Raw genomic sequence first — 15,823 nt, forward strand, 5'->3', positions numbered from 1 at the left:
GAAACGACCCTCGCTGCGAGGGCTGCGGCTCAGGACTCGGAGCCCACAGCCGCGAGTCGCGCCTCTTCGTCGGCCTGGATCGCGGATTCGATGATCGGCTCGAGCGCGCCGTCCATCACCTGATCGAGGTTGTAGGCCTTGAATCCGGTGCGGTGATCGGCGATGCGGTTCTCGGGGAAGTTGTAGGTGCGGATGCGCTCGGAGCGGTCCATGCCGCGGATCTGCGACTTCCGCGCGTCGGATGCCGCAGCATCCAGCTCCTCCTGCTGCTTGGCGAGCAGTCGGGCCCTCAGCACGCGCATGGCGGCCTCACGGTTCTGCAGCTGGGACTTCTCGTTCTGCATCGACACGACGATGCCGCTGGGAAGGTGCGTGATGCGCACAGCGGAGTCGGTGGTGTTGACCGACTGGCCGCCCGGGCCGGACGAGCGGAACACGTCGATCTTCAGATCGTTCTGGTTGATCGCGATCTCGTCGGGTTCGTCGACCTCGGGGAACACCAGCACGCCGGTGGTCGACGTGTGGATGCGCCCCTGCGACTCGGTCGCGGGCACGCGCTGCACCCGGTGCACGCCGCCCTCGTACTTGAGATGAGCCCAGACGCCCTGCGCGGGGTCTGTGGATGAGCCCTTGATCGCGACCTGGACGTCTTTGTAGCCGCCGAGGTCGGATTCGTTGCGCTCGAGGAGCTCGGTCTTCCACCCCTTGGATGCCGCGTACTGGATGTACATGCGCAGCAGGTCGGCGGCGAAGAGAGCCGACTCGGCACCGCCCTCCCCCGCCTTGATCTCCATGATCACGTCGCGCGCATCGTCGGGGTCGCGCGGGATGAGGAGGCGCCGGAGCTTCTCCTGCGCCGCCTCGACGCCCTCTTCGAGTGACGGAACCTCTGCGGCGAACGCCTCATCCTCGCGGGCGAGTTCGCGCGCCGCTTCCAGATCGTCGGATGCCGCCACCCACGCGTCGTGGGCGGCGACGATCCTGGACAGCTCGGCGTAGCGGCGGTTGACGCGCTTCGCACGAGCAGCGTCGGCGTGCACCGCCGGGTCGGAGAGTTCCTCCTGCACCCGGCGATGCTCGTCGATCAGAGTCTGGACGGACTCGAACACAGCGACTCCGCTCAGCGGATGTTGTTGTCGTGACCGTGCGCGCCCGAGGGGAGCGTCGGAATCGACTTCTGCATCTGCACCAGGAACTCGACGTTCGAGTGCGTCTCCTTGAGCTTGCCCAGCACGACCTCGAGGGCCTGCTGCTGGTCGAGGCCCGCGAGGGCACGGCGCAGCTTCCAGGTGATCTTGACCTCGTCGTTCGACAGCAGCATCTCTTCGCGGCGCGTGCTCGACGCATTCACGTCGACGGCCGGGAAGATGCGCTTGTCGGCGAGCTGACGCGACAGGCGCAGCTCGCTGTTTCCGGTGCCCTTGAACTCCTCGAAGATGACCTCGTCCATCTTGGAACCGGTCTCGACGAGAGCCGTGGCGAGGATCGTGAGGGATCCGCCGTTCTCGATGTTGCGCGCAGCGCCGAAGAAGCGCTTGGGCGGGTACAGAGCCGACGCGTCGACTCCGCCCGAGAGCACGCGTCCGGATGCCGGAGCCGCGAGGTTGTACGCACGGCCGAGGCGGGTGATCGAGTCGAGCAGCACGACGACGTCGCGGCCCAGCTCGACGAGACGCTTGGCGCGCTCGATGGCGAGCTCGGCGACCGTGGTGTGGTCTTCTGCGGGGCGATCGAACGTCGAGGCGATGACCTCGCCCTTGACCGTGCGCTCCATGTCGGTGACCTCTTCAGGACGCTCGTCGACGAGCACGACCATGAGGTGGACCTCGGGGTTGTTCTGCGCGATCGCGTTGGCGATCTGCTGCAGGACGATCGTCTTGCCGGCCTTGGGCGGTGCGACGATGAGGCCGCGCTGTCCCTTGCCGATCGGGGCGACGAGGTCGATGATGCGCTGGGTCAGCTTCTCGGGAGCCGTCTCGAGGCGCAGGCGCTCCTGCGGGTAGAGCGGGGTGAGCTTGCCGAACTCGACGCGGGTGGCCGCATCATCGATCGACAGACCGTTGATCGAGTCGACCTTCACCAGGGCGTTGTACTTCTGACGGCCCTGCTGCTCGCCCTCACGGGGCTGCTTGATCGAGCCGACGATCGCGTCGCCCTTGCGCAGGTTGTATTTCTTGACCTGCCCGAGCGAGACGTAGACGTCGCTGGGGCCGGCGAGGTAGCCGGTCGTGCGCACGAAAGCGTAGTTGTCGAGCACGTCGAGGATGCCGGCGATGGGGATGAGGACGTCGTCCTCGCCGATCTCGGTGTCGAACTCGTCGGTCGGAGCAGCTCCGCCGCGGCGCTTGTTGCGCTGACGGTTCCGGCCGTTGCCGCCCTCGTCGTCGGCGTTGTTCTGCTGCTGGGGCTGCTGCGACTGCTGCTGCTCGCCGGCCTGGCCGTTGCCGTTCTGGCCGCGTCCGCGGTTACGGCTGCGGTTGCGGTTGCGGCCTCGGCCGCCCTGCTCGTCGCTGCCTTCGCCCTGATCCGACGAGGACTCGTTGGCGGGTGCGGTCTCAGCCGGTGCGGCCTCGGCGGGCTTCTCGGCGGCAGGGGCCTCGGACTCTGCCGCAGGCTTCTTGGCCGTGCGACGGCCGCGACCCGTGGTCTTCTTCGGCTCGTCCGATGCCTCTGCAGCGGGAGCAGCAGCGGCTTCGGCGGGCGCTGCGGGCGCCTCGGCAGGAGCGGCGGCTGCCTCAGCCGGAGCGGCCGGCTCTGCATCTGCCTTCTTGGCACGACTGCGACGAGGGGCCTTCGCCTTGGGTGCGGCCTCGGCTGCCGGCGCCTCGGCGACAGGTGCCTCGGCCTTCGCCGGGGCCTCGGACTTCGCGGGTGCGCTGTCGGCCGGGGCGTCGGCCGCAGCGGCCTTGTCGGCCTTGGCTGCCGCCGTCGCCGTGGTCGCACGGCGCGGTGCGCGCTTGCGTGCAGGGGCCACTTCGGTCGCAGTGGTGGTCGCGGCGTCGGAGCTCGCGGCCTTTGCCGGAGCCTCGGCGGCGGGTGCCGCCTTGTCGTTCTGGGTCTCGGAGAAATTCTCCACGAGTACTCCCTCTTTGGTCTCGGAGACGTGAGCGGTACGCGCACAACGGGTGCTGCGCGCGGTCGCACGGGCTGACGCTCGGCGTCAGCCAGCCTCGGCACTGGGTTCTCGAAAAGAACGAGTTCTCGGTGAGAGCAGTGCCACAGGGGTTTGCGTGCGGGTCTTGCAGAGTTGCAATGGGGCCAGATTCACGCAGTTACGTGGAGCCCTCCGCTCGAGTCCCCACTGTACCACCACGCACGTCGACCGCGAGCAGCAGCGCTTCCCACGGGGTGTCGGTGGTCGATTCGGCGAGTTCCACGGCACCCTGACGGCTGCCGGGGCCGTCAGCGAGTACGAGGACGCTGGGCCCCGCACCCGACACGACGGCCGCGAACCCCGCGGCGCGCAGCGCCTGGACGAGCCGCTGCGTCTCGGGCATCGCCTCGGCGCGGTAGTCCTGATGAAGGCGATCGGCCGTCGCGTCGAGCAGCAGCTCGGGGCTCTGCATGAGAGCGGCGATGAGCAGCGCCGAGCGCGAGACGTTGAACACGGCATCCGCGGTCGACACGTGCGGCGGCTGCAGGGAGCGGGCCTTCGAGGTGGACATCGTGTACGACGGCACGAGGACGAGCGGCGAGACTCCGCGGTGCACGAGCAGCTTCTTGTGCTGCGGTCCGCGCTCGCCCACCCAGGCGATCGTCAGTCCGCCGAACAGCGCCGGCGCGACGTTGTCGGGGTGCCCCTCGATCTCCGTGGCGAGTCGCAGCATATCGGCGTCGTCGATCTCGACGTCGCCTTCGAGAAGCCCCTTGGCGGCGAGGATGCCCGCGGCCACGGCCGCCCCGGAGGAGCCGAGACCGCGACCGTGCGGGACGCCGTTCTCAGCCACGATGCGCAGACCGGGAAGCGGGCGGTCGACGTCGGCGTAGACGTGCGCGATCGTGCGGACGATGAGGTTCGACGCGTCGCGCGGGATCTCCGCAGCACCCGATCCCGAGACCTCGATCTCGAGCTCGCCTGCGGGCAACCCGGTGACCAGAAGCGTGTCGTAGACGCTCAGAGCCAGACCGAGCGTGTCGAAACCGGGGCCGAGGTTCGCGCTCGTCGCGGGTACGGTCACCTCGACCGTGCGCCCCGCTGCCACCGTCATTCGCCTTCCACGCGCAGCACCGAGACGACGCGCTCGACGACAGAGCTGTCGGCGAGTGCGTCGACCGTCGCGCTGAGCGCCGCATCCGTCGCGCGGTGCGTGCCGATCACGAGGCGGGCCGTGGGCTCGCCCTCGCCTTCGACCGTCTGGACGACCGTGGCGACCGAGACGTCGCCGTCGCTCAGGATCCCGGCGACGGTCGCAAGAACGCCGGGAGCGTCCGAGACCTCGAGGGTGATCTGGTAGCGGGTGGTGACGTGGCCGATCGGCACGACGGGCAGATTGGCCCTGGTGGACTCCCCCACGCCGACACCGCCCGCGATGTGGCGACGGGCGGCCGAGACGACGTCGCCGAGGACGGCGGATGCCGTCTGCACGCCACCGGCGCCGGCACCGTAGAACATGAGAGAACCGGCGGCCTCCGCCTCGACGAACACGGCGTTGTTCGCACCGTGCACCGACGCGAGCGGGTGGGTCTTCGGGACGAGGGCGGGGTAGACGCGCACCGAGATCGACTCGGCGCCGTTGGCCTCGATGCGCTCGCACACCGCGAGCAGCTTGATGACGAATCCGGCCGCACGAGCCTCGTCGATCATGGAGGCGGTGATCGACGTGATCCCCTCGCGGTACACGGCGTCGAGCGGGACGGCGGTGTGGAAGGCGAGGCTCGCGAGGATCGCTGCCTTCTGCGCGGCGTCGTAGCCCTCGACGTCGGCGGTCGGGTCGGCCTCGGCGTAGCCGAGTCGCTGGGCGTCGGCGAGCACGTCGGCGAAGTCCGCGCCCTCGGTGTCCATGCGGTCGAGGATGTAGTTGGTGGTGCCGTTCACGATGCCCATGATGCGCACGACCCGGTCGCCCGCGAGGGAGTCGCGCAGCGGGCGGATGATCGGGATCGCCCCCGCGGCCGCGGCCTCGTAGTAGACGGACGCGCCGACGCGGTCGGCCGCCTCGAAGAGCTCGGGGCCGTGCGTCGCGAGCAGCGCCTTGTTGGCGGTGACGACGTCTGCGCCGGAGCCGATCGCCTGGAGGATGCTCGTGCGGGCCGGCTCGATGCCGCCGATCAGCTCGATCACGATGTCGGATCCGAGGATCAGCGACTCGGCGTCGGTCGTGAACAGCTCCTTGGGCAGGTCGACGTCGCGAGGTGCGTCGAGGTTTCGCACGGCGATGCCCGCCAGCTCGAGAGAGGCCCCCGCGCGATCGGCGAGCTCGTCGCCGTGTCGCAGCAGCAGGTCGGCCACCTGGGAGCCGACCGCGCCGGCGCCCAGGAGCGCCACCCGAAGTCGTCGGTACTCAGTCGTCATTGCTTCTCCTTAGGAGGGTGGATCAGTCGTGCGTCATCGGCTGCCGCAGCGCGTGCGGCCCGCGGATCACCTGTGGGCTTCGGGCGCGTCGATGCCGGCATCCCTCGACAGGACGTCGGCGATGGTCTCTCCGCGGACGATGACCGTCGACCTGCCGTCGCGGACGGCGACGATCGGCGGACGGGGAACGTGGTTGTAGTTGCTCGCCAGCGGAGCGCAGTACGCGCCGGTCGCCGGGACGGCCAGCAGGTCGCCGGGTGTCACGTCGACGGGCAGGAATTCGTGGTCGACGACGATGTCGCCCGACTCGCAGTGCTTGCCGACGACGCGGCTGAGCTGCGGCGAGCCCACACCGACGCGCGAGGCCAGACGAGCCGAGAACTGCGCTCCGTAGAGCGCAGGACGGGCGTTGTCGCTCATGCCTCCGTCGACGCTGATGTACCGGCGCGTGGCCCCGGAATCGAGCGCGACGTCCTTGGTCGTGCCCACCTCGTAGAGCGTGACGCCCGCGGTGCCGACGATGGCACGCCCCGGCTCGAAGGAGAGGGCAGGGATCGAGATGCCTCGCGCGGCGCACCCTTCGGCGACAGCGGTGACGATCTCGCCGGCGAGCGTCTCGATGGGCGTGGGATCGTCGACGCTGGTGTAGGCGATGCCGAAGCCGCCACCCAGGTTGAGCTGCGGCACGGGGCCGCGCTCGAGAAGCGCGGCGTGGAGCTCGAGCACCCGCGATGCGGACTCACGGAAGCCGGCGACGCCGAAGATCTGCGATCCGATGTGACAGTGCAGGCCGGCGAATTCGAGACCGGGGATCTCACGGATGCGAGCGACCGCCTGCTCGGCCTCGGGCAGCGGGAAGCCGAACTTCTGGTCTTCGTGGGCGGTGGCGAGGAAGTCGTGGGTCTCGGCGTGAACCCCGCTGATCACCCGTACCAGCACGCGCTGCGTCGTGTCCGTCCGCGCGGTGATGGCCGCCAGACGTTCGATCTCGATCGCACTGTCGACGATGATCGTGCCGATGCCGACCTCGACGGCGCGTTCGAGCTCGGCGACGGACTTGTTGTTGCCGTGGAAGCCGAGGGATGCGGGCGCGACACCTGCGGCGAGGGCGACCTCGAGCTCGCCCCCGGTGCAGACGTCGACCCGGAGTCCTTCGTCGATGACCCAGCGGGCGATCGTCGTGGTCAGCAGCGCCTTGCCCGCGTAGTACACCTGGGCGGTCGTGCCGTGGTCAGCCGCGGCCCGGTCGAACGACTGCCGGAACGCGCGTGCACGGGCGCGGACCTCGTCCTCGTCGATCACGAGCAGCGGTGTGCCGTAGGCGTGCACGAGATCGGTGGCGGCGACGCCCCCGATCTGGATGACACCGTGAGCATCACGGACTGTGGATGCAGGCCACACAGCGGTCGGGAGATCGTTCGCGTCGTCGGGCTCGACGAGCCATTCCGGGGCGAGCGAATCGGCAGGGGAAAGCAAGGAACACCAATCGTGGGACGGGTCTCGGGCAGGAACGCGCACTGCGAGGTTGCCCCCGATTCTAGGGCACCCCGCATGCCGCATCCGTCATGGTGACGCCCGACGTCAACCCCCTGAATTGTCTTCGGTGCCACTCGTAAGGTGGTGGCATGAGCACCGCATCCGCAGCCCCCGACGCCGACCACCCCGGCTTCATCGCACGCGTGAGCGCGACGGCGATCCGCTGGGCGCTGACGCGGAGGCCGGTCCGCGCCTTCCTGCTGTACTCGGAGCGCCGGGGCCCGATGCTCGCCGACAGCGTCACCTACCGGGCGCTGTTCAGCGTCTTCGCCGGTGTGCTGCTCGGATTCTCCATCGCGGCCCTGTGGCTCGCTGGGAACCCCGACGCATGGAAGGCGATCATCGCGGCGGTGCAGTCCGTGGTGCCCGGGCTCATCGGCGAGGACGGAGGGCTCATCGACCCGTCCGACCTCGAGGCCCCGGTCTCGTTCACGATCGCCGGTGCGATCTCGGTCGTCGCTCTCACCGGGTCGGCTCTCGCCGCCGTCGGCTCCCTCCGCACCGCGGTGCGACTGCTCGCCGGCACGGCGCAGGCGGACATCCTCTTCATCTGGGTGATGCTGCGCAACCTCGTCCTCGCGATCGGAATCGGCCTCGCGTTCGTGGCGGCGGCCGCGGTCACCTTCATCGGACGCATCGGGATCACCTGGATCTCCGGCCTGCTCGGTATCGCCGACGACTCCCCCGCGGCGGTCTGGAGCATCCGCATCGTGTCACTCCTCGTCGTGCTCGCGCTCGACACGGTCCTGATCGCGGGCGTCTTCCGACTGCTCTCAGGGACGCATCCGTCAGCTCGGTCCCTCTGGACCGGCGCGCTGCTGGGCGGCGTCGGGCTGCTCATCCTGCAGGAGCTGTCGGGTCTCTTCATCGGCGGAGCGACCAGCAACCCGCTTCTCGCCTCGTTCGCGTCGCTGCTGGCGCTGCTGATCTGGCTCAACCTGTCGACGCAGGTCATCCTGATCGCCTGCGCGTACATCGTGACCTCCGAGGACGAGCGCCACGACAGGGTGCGCGCCCGTTTCGGAGCGACCACGTTCCCCCAGCGCCGGGTGCAGCAGGCGGAAGCCGAGGTGGCGCGCGCGACCACCGAACTGCGCGCCGCTCAGAAGGCCGAGAAGGAGTTCCGCACCGGCTCGACGGCGGACTGACGTCAGCCCTGGGGGCACACGCCCTTGTCGAGAAGGCTCGCATCGGTGGCGATCGCACCGTCGACATCGACGTCGATCACGGCCTCCGTACCGTCGATCTCGAGACCCGTGAGGGTGATGCCGGCGGGGAGCTGATCGGCGATGCAGATCCGCTGCGTCTCGGTGAGACGGCCGCCGAGCGATCCGAGAGACGAACCGACCTGGTCGAGGTCCACCTCGAGCCCTCCGATCGTGGCGCTGACCGGTGTGAGTTCGAGGTCGCCTTCAGCCACCCCGGGTGTCACGGTGAGCGAGAGCGGGATGGCGATGCCGAGTGCGGTCACCGAGCCGGCGACGGTCGCGTTCGGCGCGTCGAGGGTCACCGTCTCGACGGGCAGGTCGGTGCCCGACAGAAGAGCGGTGAACTGCGACTCGTCGATGCGGATCGTGCCGGTCGCGCCGCCGAGGTCTCCGCCCCGCAGCGGCACGCCCGTCGCGGTGACGTCGGCAGCGCCGGTGATCCCCTGCAGCGTGACGGAATCCGTGGAGAGATGCAGCGTGTCGAGAGTGCCGCCGATGAGCTGCGGAAGCAGGATGCCGTCGGCTTCCACATCGATCTGCTGGTCGGCGGGCAGGTCGAGCTGGTCGATCACGATCCCGCGCACCACTCCGGGGAGCACCGACCTCACGACGAGTTCCGCGGCCACGGCCAGCAACGCCAGCACGACGACGACGATCAGCAGCACCCACGGCCAGCGCTTCCGCTTCCGTTTCGCGGGCGCGGCGACGACAGCACCCTCAGTCCCCTTCTCGCCGGGGATCACGAGCGTCGGATGCTCGGAATCGGCGGCGGGGTAAGGGAGGGTGTGGTTGTCGTCGCTCATGCTGCCATCCTGCCCTACGGCGCGGACGGCGGCCGAGTCACATGCGCTCGGGTGCGGACACGCCGAGCAGGTCGAGGCCGTTGCGGAAGACCTGGCCTGCGGCGTCGTTGAGCCACAGGCGCGTGCGGTGCACGGTCTCGATCGGGTCGTCGCCCTGCGGGATCACGCGGCAGTTGTCGTACCAGCGGTGGTAGAGACCTGCGAGCTCCTCGAGGTAGCGCGCGACGCGGTGCGGCTCGCGGACCTCCGCGGCGAAGGCGACGATGCGCGGGAACTCCTGCAGGGCGCCGAGCAGAGCGCTCTCCGTCTCGTGGGTGAGGGTCTCGGGGGCGAACTCCGACCGGTCCACTCCGGAGTCAGCCGCGTTCCGCGCCACGTTGTGCGTGCGGGCGTGCGCGTACTGCACGTAGAAGACCGGGTTGTCGTTCGTGCGCTTCTGCAGCAGCTCGGGGTCGAGTGCCAGAGGAGAGTCGGCGGGCGAGCGCTCGAGCGAATAGCGCAGCGCATCCGTGCCGAGCCATTCACGCAGGTCGTCCATCTCGATGATGTTTCCGGCGCGCTTGCTGAGGCGCGCACCGCCGACCGAGACGAGCTGGCCGATCAGCACCTCGACGTTCTTCTCCGGGTTCTCACCTGCGGCTCCGGCGATCGCCTTGAGACGGTGGACGTATCCGTGGTGATCAGCACCGAGCAGGTACAGCTTGTACTCGAAGCCCCGGTCGCCCTTGTTCAGGTAGTAGGCGGCATCTGCGGCGAAGTACGTGTACTCGCCGTTCGAGCGACGGATGACACGGTCCTTGTCGTCACCGAAGTCGGTCGTGCGCACCCAGACCGCACCCTCGTCGTCGAAGACGTGGCCCTGCTCGCGCAGGCGGTCGACGGCTTCGTCGACGAGGCTCACACCCTGATCGTTCTTGGCATGAAGCACGCGCTCCGAGAACCAGACATCGAAGTCGACGTTGAACTTCGAGAGCGACTGCTTCTGCTCGTCGAGCTGGAACTCATAGGCGAGTTCCCGCGCGACGACCACCTGCTCGTCCTCGGGAAGATCGAGCAGATCGGGACGAGCCGCGAGCACGCGAGCCGCGAGGTCACCGATGTAGCTTCCGGCGTAGCCGCCCTCAGGCGTGGGCTCGCCCTTCGCGGCAGCCAGCACGGAGTTCGCGAAGCGCTCCATCTGCACACCGGCATCGTTGATGTAGTACTCACGGGCGACGGTCGCACCGGATGCCGCGAGCACGCGAGCGATCGCGTCACCGAGGGCCGCCCAGCGCGTGTGCCCGATGTGCAGGGGGCCGGTCGGGTTCGCGCTCACGAACTCGATGTTGATGCTCTGCCCGGCCTGGGTGTCGTTGTGCCCGTACTCGGTGCCCGCGTCGACGATCACCTTCGCCAGCGCACCGGCCGCGGCCGCATCCAGGCGGATGTTGATGAACCCGGGGCCGGCGACCTCGGCGCTCGCGATGCCGTCGACCTGCGCGAGGCCGTCGGCGATCTGCTGGGCGAGCTCCCGCGGGTTCGTGCCGAACGGCTTCGCCAGACGCATCGCGATGTTGGAGGCCCAATCACCGTGATCGCGGTTGCGCGGGCGCTCGAAGACGATGTCGGTTGCGGAGAGCGCGAGCGGCTCGCCGGGACGTCGTTCCTCGGCGATCGGTGCGAGGACGGCGAGGAGGGCTTCGGCGAGCGTTTCAGGGTTCATAGGCCTCCCAGTTTACGGCGCGTCACGGCGCCGAATTTGCGCAGACGGATTCCTGATCTACAGTCATGCCATGAAGGCCGCATCCGCCCGCCACCGCCTGCCCGTCGCAGGCCTCGCCGTCGCCGTGATCCTGGCTCTCGCCGCGGTCATCCTCGGCGTGTGGCGTCCATGGGTTCCGGTGCCTTCATCGGTGCCCGTCGGAGCTGCTGCCGCAGACGATGAGGCGGTCACGATCGCCCCGGAGCCGCTGCTGCTCCCCGAGCATCCGACTGTCCTCGTCTTCGGCGACTCCTGGACCTACGGCTCTGCCGCGACCGAGCCGACACTCGGGTACGCGTACGTCCTCGCCGACCTGCTCGACGGCGAGACGATCGTGAAAGGCGTGCGAGGCAGCGGCTATCTCAAGCCCGGTCTCGACGGACCAGCCTTCGGCGAGCGCATCGCCGCACTGGATCCGGCTCTCACCCCTGATCTCATCATCATGCAGGGATCGATCAACGACCGCGCTCAGGGCGAGGCGGGGTACCGCGAGGCCGTGACCGCCGCGTGGGACGCCATGGCGGCGAAGTACCCCGAGGCAGCGATCGTGATCCTCGGCCCCGCTCCCCACGAGCTTCCGGTGGGTACCGAGACCGCCCGCATCGACAGGGACCTCGGAGAGCTCGCCTCGGCCCGCGGCTGGTGGTACATCTCCCCCGTCGCGCAGGACTGGATCACCGAGCAGAACTATCTGTCGGTCATCGACGTCGAGATCGGTCGCAAGCATCCGTCCACCGACGGCCATCGCTACCTCGCTGAGAAGCTGGCCGCCGCACTCGCGGAGCTCGGCGACGCGCCGGTCACCGAGGCGGGTGGGTCGGAGACCACTCCCGAGCAGTGATATTGTCGATCGGTACGCCTCCGTAGCTCAGTGGATAGAGCGCCGGTTTCCGGTACCGTAGGTCGCAGGTTCGACTCCTGTCGGGGGCACACACACAGACGACGAACCCCGCCCGTCGGGCGGGGTTCTTCTGCATCCGGACCCCACATCCCGACTACGTCCGCGCGTCGTCCGAGATCGGCAGCTGCACTCGGACCAGGAGTCCGACGCCTGGCTGATTCGTGAGTGCGACGGTGCCCCCTGCGTTGGCGACGATGCCGGCGACGATCGACAGTCCGAGCCCCGACCCACCGCTCGTGCGCGCTTCGCTCTGTCGCGAGAACCGGTCGAGCGCGAAGGCCACGAAGCCCTCGTCCATGCCTCCGCCGTCGTCGGCGACGGTGAGGATGACAGCGCCGTCCTCTTCGACGAGTCGGAGCTCGACCACTCCCCGGTCTCCGATCGCGTGCACCGCATTGTTCACGAGGTTGTCGCAGATGCGGCCGAAGTCCTCCTCACTCACCGCGACGGTCCCGGACGGCCGTGAGATGTCATCCGCGTAGTCGATCCGGATGCTCCGATCGGCGACGCGCAGGCGACCGCGATCGACGGCATCCGCCAGCTCCGCTGACAGGCGCCCCTCCGTGGCGGTTCCGGTCGACGTCTGTGCGTCGATCCGCGAGAGTTCCAGCAAGGAGGTGGCGAGCGACGACAGTCGTGCAACGGTCCGCTGCGCGGCGGCGACGTCCGTCCTCATCTCGTCGAGGCTCCGCGCCTGGCGTTGCGCGAGCTCCAGCCGGGTCTGGATGATCGCGAGAGGCGTGCGGAACTCGTGGCTCGCGTCCGAGACGATCTGCCGCTCCCGTTCGGTCGAGGCGCGCAGCCCGGCGATGAGCGTGTTGAGCGTCCCGGCCAACTCCGAGATCTCATCGTGCGCAGGGCCGACGGGCAACAGCTCGGTGCTGCCCGTCGCGACGAGATCTGACGCACTCCGACGCAGCTGCGAGACAGGGCCGAGCGCGGCGGACCCGATGAGCCACGCAGAGGCGCCGAAGGCGATGTTGATCCCGGCGATGCTGGTGATGAGGAGCCAGGCGACGTCATCGAGAACATCGGAGTCGCTGTCGCTGGCCGTGATGACGTGCCACACTCCCCCCGTCACTTCGACCGACGTGGACCGAACGATGTATTCGGCGGAGCCGGCCTCCATGGAGCGATCGCCATCGGGTCGTGAGGAGATGGCGCCCACCCTGTCGCTGAGCGCCGCGGGGAAAGTGTCGATGACGATCGCGCCCGTCGGATCGATGACAGCGACGAGCTGTCCCGGCCCCGGCATGTCGAACTCCGCCGTGTCGCCGGTGGTGATCGCCGTGATGTACTGGCCCTCGATGCCTTCGAGTACTCGGATCTGGCTGTCACCGACGATCCTCGCCACCTGACTGTAGATGACGACTCCCGCGGCCACCGAGATCAGCAGCGCGATCAGCAGGCTGCCCCCGGTGATCCGCGTCCGGATCGTCAGTCGCGCGAGATTCACCGTTCGACCGCGATCAGCTCGTACCCCACGCCTCGGGCCGTGGCGATCCGCACGGGAGCCCCCACGGCGTCGAGCTTGCGACGGACGTAGCTGACGTATTGGTCGACGATGTTGGGATCGATGAACGACGCCGACCCCCAGACCTCGTCGAGGATCTCCGACCGAGGCATGACCCGTCCGATGTGGGAGGCGAGCAGCCGCAGCAGATCGAACTCGGTGCGACTCAACTGCAGTTCGCCTCCGTCTGTCGAGATCCGGTGCTTCGCCGTATCGATGTGCAGCCCGCCGACGTCCAACCGTGTACTTCCGATCGCGTCTCGGCGCCGCAGTGCGCGCAGTCGTGCCGCGAGCTCGACGAACTCGAACGGCTTCGTCAGATAGTCGTCGGCTCCGGCATCGAGACCGCTCACCCGATCGTCGACGGCGTTGCGGGCCGTCAGCAGGATGATCGCGAGCCCGGCATGCTGTCTGCGCAGCCATCGGCACAGCTCGAATCCCGACATTCCGGGGAGCATGACATCGAGGATCGCAATGTCATACTCAGCCGCGGCTGCACGTGCCATCGCCTCCACCCCGTCGCCGGCGATATCGACGGAATATCCTTCCTGCCGCAGGCCGCGGGCGAGGAGGTCAGCCATCTCGCGTTCGTCTTCGACCGTCAGGATCCTCAGCGTCACGTGATCGCCTCCTCGTGGCGATACTACGGTGCGACCGCGACGAGTGCTGGGGCGCCGTTCGCCAAGGCTTCACGACGCTGCCGGTCGACCTTGACCCCGAGGTACACCGCGACAGCAACGATGATCACCAGGAACACGACGCTCGTGAGGGTCGTCCCCACCCCGACGCCACCGTCAGCAGGAGATTGGGAGAGCAGGTCGCCGATCGATGCCCCGAGCGGCCTCGTCAGGATGTACGCGGCCCAGAAGCAGAACACCACGTTCGCCTTGAACGCGAACCGTGCGATCGCGATCGCTCCGATCAGCGCGGCGAACAGAATCGTCCCGAAGACGTATCCCAGACCGAGCCCCTCCGAGATCAGGTCGCCCGCAGCGGTGCCCAGCGCGAAGGTGAACAGGATGGCGATCCAGTAGAACGCCTCGCGACGCCGGGTGAAGATCGTGTGGATCGACAGTGTGCGCTCGCGGGCGAACCAGATCACGAAGGTGAGGGCGAGCACGGCGCTGAAGACGAGCGTGCTCACCCAGAGCGGGACCCCGAGCACGTCGGTCAGATTGTCGGTGAGGAGGGTGCCGACGATGCTGATCAGCACCACCACCGTCCAGTAGACGCCGGACGTGTAGCGCTTGGTCGCGAACTGCGCGGCGAGGGCCACCAGCAGGAGGCCGCCCATGATCCAGGTCGTGAGGCTCAGCCCGAGACCGACATCGTCGTTGAGGAAGTCGGCGAAGGTCTCACCGGTGGTGGTGGAGAGGATCTTGATCACCCAGAAGGCGAGCGTCACCTCCGGCACCCTGTTCAACAGGATGGTGCGCGTGTGGTCGGGATTCGTGTTCGTCATGCCGTCAGAGTCCCGGCGTTTTCTTGGTGTTCGCCCCACCAGCGCCCCCTGAGCGGTGAGTGTTCTCTCAGAGAACGCTCACCCGCCGCGTTTCTGAGAGTGTTCTCACTCATCGGCCGCGTCCGCCGAGGCGACTCCGCACTCGCCGACAACATCTCGGCCAACGTCATCGGGCTCCTTCTCGGCTCTGCATTCCGGTTCACCGCATCGCGCCGGTGGGTCTTCCGAGCGCCTGAGGGTTCTCTCAGACGCGACGCCGCGCAGACGCATGCGATGCCCAGCGGGCGTCCATACGGTCGAAGCACCAGATTCGGCGCGTGATCGACGCGTCTGCGCTGATGCACGAAAGCGAACCGATGCTCCCCACTGCTCCCCTCCCCGACGATGCGTCCGCGACGACGGCGCGAGTTCGTCACCCACGCCGGCTCCTGGTCATCTTCGGATCGATCGGAGTCGCCGCCGTCGTGGCCATGGGGATCCTTCTCGTCGCTTCGGGCAGAGGGCCGACAGTGCTCGACAGCGCATGGCACGATCTGATGCAGGAAAGGCGGACGGATGCGGGCATCACCGTCGCGAGGTGGTTCGAGGTCGCCGGCGGCGTGAACTCGATGGTGATCGTGGGTGTGCTTCTCACGATCACGCTGCTCATCCTGCGACGACCATGGGCCGCGCTCGCGCTCGCCGCGGCGATGATCTGCTCCGAGATCGCGACGGGAACGATCAAGACGCTCGTCGCGCGCCCGCGCCCGGCGGACTCACTCTCGGATACGGGTCTGGCTTCGTTCCCGTCCGGGCACACCGCTCTCGCTGCGACGACCGCATGCGTCCTCGCACTCCTGATCGGTCGGTGGTTCTGGGTGATCGCGGTGCCGTGGGTGATCGCGATGGCGTGGAGTCGCACGTTCCTCGAAGCGCACTGGCTCACGGACGTGCTGGCCGGTGCAGTGCTCGGGACGTCGATCGCGCTGGTCGTCTACTGGGCGGTGACCCGGGCGCTGTTCACCGTCGGGGCGCGCGATCGCGACGTCAGTCGACGGGCGATTCCTCTGTCCTCCCGATCGCGCCCGGGGACGGCAGGTCTCGGCGGAGCTCGTGGAGCAGGTCGAGCTGCATCCGATTGATCGCCATCAGTTCGCCGTTCTCAGCG

The 15,823-nt window shown here is 68.5% G+C and carries 13 protein-coding genes and 1 tRNA gene; 4 read left to right on the top strand and 10 right to left on the bottom strand.

Annotated elements, in window-relative coordinates:
• Positions 1–29: 29 nt before the first annotated feature.
• The 5 genes from prfA to lysA form a co-directional block, all read right to left on the bottom strand.
• On the bottom strand, positions 30–1,109 hold the full coding sequence (gene prfA / locus ACTJKH_RS05320; RefSeq protein ID WP_210097644.1) for a peptide chain release factor 1: 1,080 nt from the start codon (positions 1,107–1,109) through the stop codon (positions 30–32).
• An 11-nt stretch (positions 1,110–1,120) separates the two neighbouring features.
• A complete protein-coding gene (gene rho, locus ACTJKH_RS05325; protein WP_440736025.1) occupies positions 1,121–3,076 on the bottom strand; it encodes a transcription termination factor Rho in 1,956 nt (651 codons plus the stop codon).
• Between the two features lie 196 nt (positions 3,077–3,272).
• Complete coding sequence (gene thrB / locus ACTJKH_RS05330) at positions 3,273–4,208, bottom strand: homoserine kinase (RefSeq protein WP_440736026.1); 936 nt, start codon at positions 4,206–4,208, stop codon at positions 3,273–3,275.
• Positions 4,205–5,512: a homoserine dehydrogenase gene (locus ACTJKH_RS05335; protein WP_210097641.1), complete on the bottom strand. Its 1,308-nt coding sequence runs from the start codon at positions 5,510–5,512 to the stop codon at positions 4,205–4,207. The genes thrB and ACTJKH_RS05335 overlap by 4 nt, the downstream gene beginning before the upstream one ends.
• Positions 5,513–5,578: 66 nt before the next feature.
• Complete coding sequence (gene lysA, locus ACTJKH_RS05340; RefSeq protein WP_440736027.1) at positions 5,579–6,988, bottom strand: diaminopimelate decarboxylase; 1,410 nt, start codon at positions 6,986–6,988, stop codon at positions 5,579–5,581.
• A 149-nt stretch (positions 6,989–7,137) separates the two neighbouring features.
• Between lysA and ACTJKH_RS05345 the strand changes: the two genes are divergently transcribed.
• The gene (locus tag ACTJKH_RS05345; RefSeq protein WP_440736028.1) at positions 7,138–8,196 is read left to right on the top strand and encodes a YhjD/YihY/BrkB family envelope integrity protein; all 1,059 of its coding nucleotides are present in this window, start codon (positions 7,138–7,140) and stop codon (positions 8,194–8,196) included.
• Between the two features lie 2 nt (positions 8,197–8,198).
• Here ACTJKH_RS05345 and ACTJKH_RS05350 read toward each other — a convergent pair whose 3' ends face one another.
• Both ACTJKH_RS05350 and argS read right to left on the bottom strand, forming a co-directional pair.
• Positions 8,199–9,059: an LmeA family phospholipid-binding protein gene (locus ACTJKH_RS05350; protein WP_440736029.1), complete on the bottom strand. Its 861-nt coding sequence runs from the start codon at positions 9,057–9,059 to the stop codon at positions 8,199–8,201.
• A 37-nt stretch (positions 9,060–9,096) separates the two neighbouring features.
• Entirely contained in the window at positions 9,097–10,761 is a 1,665-nt protein-coding gene (gene argS, locus ACTJKH_RS05355; protein ID WP_440736030.1) for an arginine--tRNA ligase, read from the bottom strand.
• A gap of 70 nt (positions 10,762–10,831) precedes the next feature.
• Between argS and ACTJKH_RS05360 the strand changes: the two genes are divergently transcribed.
• On the top strand, positions 10,832–11,641 hold the full coding sequence (locus ACTJKH_RS05360) for an SGNH/GDSL hydrolase family protein (protein ID WP_440736031.1): 810 nt from the start codon (positions 10,832–10,834) through the stop codon (positions 11,639–11,641).
• Between the two features lie 16 nt (positions 11,642–11,657).
• Positions 11,658–11,730: transfer RNA gene (locus ACTJKH_RS05365), tRNA-Arg, on the top strand.
• Between the two features lie 65 nt (positions 11,731–11,795).
• On the opposite strand, the gene ACTJKH_RS05370 is transcribed toward ACTJKH_RS05365, so the two are convergent.
• The 3 genes from ACTJKH_RS05370 to ACTJKH_RS05380 are packed head-to-tail and all read right to left on the bottom strand — an operon-like array spanning position 11,796 to position 14,676.
• Positions 11,796–13,157, bottom strand: coding sequence for a sensor histidine kinase (locus ACTJKH_RS05370; protein WP_440736032.1), 1,362 nt, complete (start codon positions 13,155–13,157; stop codon positions 11,796–11,798).
• Entirely contained in the window at positions 13,154–13,834 is a 681-nt protein-coding gene (locus tag ACTJKH_RS05375) for a response regulator transcription factor (RefSeq protein WP_440736033.1), read from the bottom strand. The genes ACTJKH_RS05370 and ACTJKH_RS05375 overlap by 4 nt, the downstream gene beginning before the upstream one ends.
• 23 nt (positions 13,835–13,857) lie before the next feature.
• Positions 13,858–14,676 (bottom strand): COG4705 family protein, encoded by an 819-nt coding sequence (locus tag ACTJKH_RS05380; RefSeq protein ID WP_440736034.1) that lies wholly within the window; start codon positions 14,674–14,676, stop codon positions 13,858–13,860.
• A gap of 338 nt (positions 14,677–15,014) precedes the next feature.
• Here ACTJKH_RS05380 and ACTJKH_RS05385 point away from each other — a divergent pair, with 338 nt between their 5' ends.
• Positions 15,015–15,797: a phosphatase PAP2 family protein gene (locus ACTJKH_RS05385; RefSeq protein ID WP_440736035.1), complete on the top strand. Its 783-nt coding sequence runs from the start codon at positions 15,015–15,017 to the stop codon at positions 15,795–15,797.
• Positions 15,798–15,823 lie beyond the last annotated feature (26 nt).

Origin of the sequence: Microbacterium sp. 22215 (assembly GCF_052045655.1) — a bacterium.
Lineage (GTDB): Bacteria > Actinomycetota > Actinomycetes > Actinomycetales > Microbacteriaceae > Microbacterium > Microbacterium phyllosphaerae.

Coding starts and splice junctions, on each gene's coding strand:
- ACTJKH_RS05380 (WP_440736034.1), bottom strand. CDS start 14,676: ATGACGAACACGAATCCCGACCACACGCGCACCATCCTGTTGAACAGG.
- ACTJKH_RS05385 (WP_440736035.1), top strand. CDS start 15,015: ATGCACGAAAGCGAACCGATGCTCCCCACTGCTCCCCTCCCCGACGAT.
- ACTJKH_RS05350 (WP_440736029.1), bottom strand. CDS start 9,059: ATGAGCGACGACAACCACACCCTCCCTTACCCCGCCGCCGATTCCGAG.
- ACTJKH_RS05345 (WP_440736028.1), top strand. CDS start 7,138: ATGAGCACCGCATCCGCAGCCCCCGACGCCGACCACCCCGGCTTCATC.
- ACTJKH_RS05335 (WP_210097641.1), bottom strand. CDS start 5,512: ATGACGACTGAGTACCGACGACTTCGGGTGGCGCTCCTGGGCGCCGGC.
- thrB (WP_440736026.1), bottom strand. CDS start 4,208: ATGACGGTGGCAGCGGGGCGCACGGTCGAGGTGACCGTACCCGCGACG.
- argS (WP_440736030.1), bottom strand. CDS start 10,761: ATGAACCCTGAAACGCTCGCCGAAGCCCTCCTCGCCGTCCTCGCACCG.
- ACTJKH_RS05360 (WP_440736031.1), top strand. CDS start 10,832: ATGAAGGCCGCATCCGCCCGCCACCGCCTGCCCGTCGCAGGCCTCGCC.